At 73.8% G+C, this 3974-nt stretch carries 1 protein-coding gene; it reads left to right on the top strand.

Features of this window, described 5'->3' with window-relative positions; translation table 11 throughout:
- The coding region (locus tag ABZ449_RS41815) for a type I polyketide synthase (protein WP_360357329.1) at positions 1 to 3974 on the top strand (3974 nt) is incomplete at both ends.

The raw sequence follows: 3974 nt of genomic DNA, 5'->3' as shown, positions 1-3974 counted from the left end.
GCGGTGATCCCGTTCTACTCGACGGTGACCGGCGAGCAGATCGACACCTCCGCCCTCGACGCCGACTACTGGTACCGCAACCTCCGCGAACCCGTACGCTTCGACCTCGCCGTCGAGACCCTCGCGCAGGACCGGCACGGCGTGTTCGTGGAGGTCAGCCCGCACCCAGTCCTGGCGCCGGTGATGGACGGCGTCGTGACCGGCACGCTGCGCCGCGACAGCGGCAGGCAGGAGTTCCACCTCGCCCTGGCGCGCCTACACACGCAAGGCGTGGCCGTCGACTGGACGCCGGTCTTCGCCGGCGTGCCCCACCACGTCCCGCTGCCGACGTACGCCTTCCAGCACCGGCCGTACTGGTTGACCCCCGTCGCCGCGAAGGGCGACGTGTCGGCGGCGGGACTGGACTCGGCCGGGCACCCGCTGCTCGGGGCCGTCGTCGAACTGGCCGGGGACCAGAGCGTCCTGCTCACGGGACGGCTCTCGACGGCCACCCGGCCATGGCTGGCCGACCACGTCGTCCTGGGCTCCGTGCTGCTGCCCGGCACCGTGTTCGTCGAACTCGCCCTGCACGCCGGACGGCAGGCCGGCTGCGACGTCCTGGACGAACTGGTGCTGGAAGCTCCCATGATCCTGCCGGACGACGGTTCCGTTCCGGTCCAGGTCGTCGTCGGCGCACCGGACGAGACGGGCCGACGCCCCGTCACCGTGCACTCCCGCACGGGCGGCACCTGGCTGCGGCACGCCACCGGCATGCTGGCGACCGGCGACCGCCCCCACCCGTACGACACCGGCGAGCCCTGGCAGCCGACCGGTGAGCCCGTCGACCTGACCGACTTCTACGAGAACCTCGCCGCCCAGGGCTACGAGTACGGGCCGGTGTTCGCGGGCGTACGCGAGATCCGGCGGCAGGGCGACGAGCTCTATGCCGAGGTCGCGTTGCCCACCGACACCCGTGACCGCTTCGGTCTCCACCCCGCGCTGCTCGACGCCGCACTCCAGCCGCTGACCCTGCTGGCGGCCGGCCGCCTGCCGTTCTCCTTCGCCGGGGTGTCGATGCGGAAAGCCGGCTCCACGGCCCGGGTCCGCCTCACACCCACCGGCCCCGACACCTTCCGGGTCGCGCTCGCCGACGAATCCGGGCCGCTGGCGGTGATCGACGCGCTGACCGTGCGCCACCGGCCGCCGGGCATACCGGGCGCCGGGGCCAACCAGCTCTTCCGCCTCGACTGGGTGCCCGTCGAGAGCACCGGCGAACCCCCGGCCGTCCACCACGTGACGCCCCCGGCGGGAGACCCCGTGGCCGCCGCGCACACCATCGCCGCCGAGACGCTGGGCGTGCTCCAGGACTTCCTGCGCGACGGGGACGGCCGGCTGGCCGTCGTGACCCGCGGGGCGGTCGGGCCGGACCCCGTCGACCTGCCGTCCAGTGTCGTCTGGGGCCTGGTCCGCGCGGCCCAGGCGGAACACCCCGACCGGTTCCTGCTCGTCGACACCGACGACCGCGTCCTCGTCGCGGGGGACGAACCGCAGCTCGTCGTCCGCGACGGCGCCGCCCGCGCCGCCCGCCTGGTGCGGGCCGAAGCGGCCCCGGCACCCGGCCCGCTCGACCCGAACGGCACCGTGCTGATCACCGGAGGCACCGGAACACTGGGCCGCCTCGTCGCCCGGCACCTGCGCGACCGGCACGGCATCCGGCACCTGCTCCTGCTCAGCAGGACCGCGGCGGAGGTGGACTTCGACGCCGAGGTGGTGGCCTGCGACGTGGCGGACCGGGACGCGCTGGCGGCCGTCCTGGACTCGATCCCGGCCGAGCACCCGCTGACCGCGGTCGTCCACGCGGCCGGCGTGCTCGACGACGGCGTCGTCGAATCCCTCACGCCCGGCCGGATCGACCAGGTGCTGCGGCCCAAGGCCGACGCCGCCTGGCACCTGCACGAGCTGACGAAGGACCTCGGCCTTAGCGCGTTCGTGCTCTTCTCGTCCGCCGCCGGTGTGCTGGGCGGCCCGGGCCAGGCGAACTACGCCGCCGCGAACGCCTTCCTTGACGCCCTCGCCGTGCACCGGCGCGCCCAGGGTCTGCCGGGCGTGTCGCTGGCCTGGGGACAGTGGGCCGAGGCCAGCGGGCTGACCGGACACCTCACCGACACCGACCTCAAGCGCCTCGCCCGCGCCGGCGTGCTGCCGATGCCCACGGACCAGGCGCTGGCACTGTTCGACCTGGCCCTGGGCGCCGCCGATCCCGTGCTGGTCCCCGCACACCTCGACCTGTCGGCGGCGTCCACCCGCCCCCTGCTCAGCCGCCTCACCCGTACCAGGCCCGCCCGGCGCACGGACCGGCCGACCCTGGGCAGGGAACTGGCGGCCCTGCCCGAGACCGAGCAGCGCAGCCGCGTCCTGGAACTGGTCACCGGCCAGACGGCCGCGGTCCTCGGCCACACCGACACCTCGGCCGTCAGCGCCGAGCGGGCCTTCAAGGACCTGGGCTTCGACTCGCTCACCGCGGTGGAACTGCGCAACCGCCTGTCCACGGTCGCCGGGGTACGGCTGCCCGCGACGATGGTCTTCGACTACCCGACCCCCGACGCGCTGGCCGGCCACCTGCGGAACCTCCTGGTCGGCGCCCGGCGCCAGGCCCCTGCCTCACCCGTGCCGGTCGGTGTTCCGGTGTCGGACGATCCGGTGGTCGTGGTGGGGTTGGGGGCCCGCTATCCGGGTGGCGTCGGGTCGGCGCAGGAGTTGTGGGATCTGGTCGCGGGTGGGGTGGACGCGGTGGGGGAGTTCCCATCGGATCGTGGGTGGGACGTGGGGCGTCTCTACGATCCGGCCGGTGGTCCGGGGAGGTCGTACACGCGGTCGGGTGGTTTCCTCGGGGACGCCGGCGAGTTCGACGCGGCGTTCTTCGGGATCTCGCCGCGTGAGGCGTTGGCGATGGATCCGCAGCAGCGGGTGCTGCTGGAGACGGTGTGGGAGACCTTCGAGGACGCGGGGATCGATCCGACGTCGCTGCGGGGCAGCCAGACGGGCGTCTTCACCGGCATCTGGTCCTCGGGCTATGGAGCCGGGGCACAGCCGCCCGACCTTGAGGGCTACCTCTCGACGGGCACGGCGACGAGTGTGACCTCCGGTCGGGTGTCGTACCTGCTGGGGCTGGAGGGTCCGGCGGTGTCGGTGGACACGGCGTGTTCGTCGTCGCTGGTGGCGATCCACCTGGCGGCGCAGGCGCTGCGTTCGGGGGAGTGCTCGCTGGCCCTGGCCGGCGGTGTGACGGTGATGGCGACGCCGTCGGGGTTCGTCGAGTTCTCGCGGCAGCGGGGGCTGGCGGCGGACGGGCGGGTGAAGGCGTTCGCCGAGGCGGCTGATGGTACGGCGTGGGGTGAGGGTGCGGGTGTCGTGCTCCTGGAGCGGTTGTCGGACGCCCGCCGCAACGGTCACCGGGTGCTGGCGGTCGTCGCGGGAAGCGCGGTCAACCAGGACGGGGCGTCCAACGGTCTGACCGCGCCGAACGGCCCGTCGCAGGAGCGGGTGATCCGGCAGGCGCTGGCGAACGCCGGATTGTCGACGGCGGACGTGGACGCGGTGGAGGCGCACGGCACCGGCACGACGCTCGGCGATCCCATCGAGGCGCAGGCACTCCTGGCGACCTATGGCCAGGACCGGGTGGAGCCGTTGTGGCTGGGGTCGGTGAAGTCGAACATCAGCCACACCCAGGCGGCGGCCGGTGTGGCGGGCGTGATCAAGATGATCATGGCGATGCGGCACGGTGAACTGCCGCCGACACTGCACGTCGACGCGCCGAGCTCCCACGTCGACTGGGAGTCCGGGAACATCCGGCTGCTGACCGAGGCCCGGCCGTGGCCGGAGACGGGGCGTCCCCGCCGTGCCGGTGTGTCGGCGTTCGGCATCAGCGGGACGAACGCGCACGTGATCCTGGAGGCACCGGCGCCGGACCCGGCCGAGGAGGCCTCGGCCGAGTC

Source organism: Kitasatospora sp. NPDC005856 (assembly GCF_040629945.1).
GTDB lineage: Bacteria > Actinomycetota > Actinomycetes > Streptomycetales > Streptomycetaceae > Kitasatospora.
Note: the sequence above shows the minus strand (reverse complement) of the source record. Positions and strands in the feature narration are given on the sequence as shown.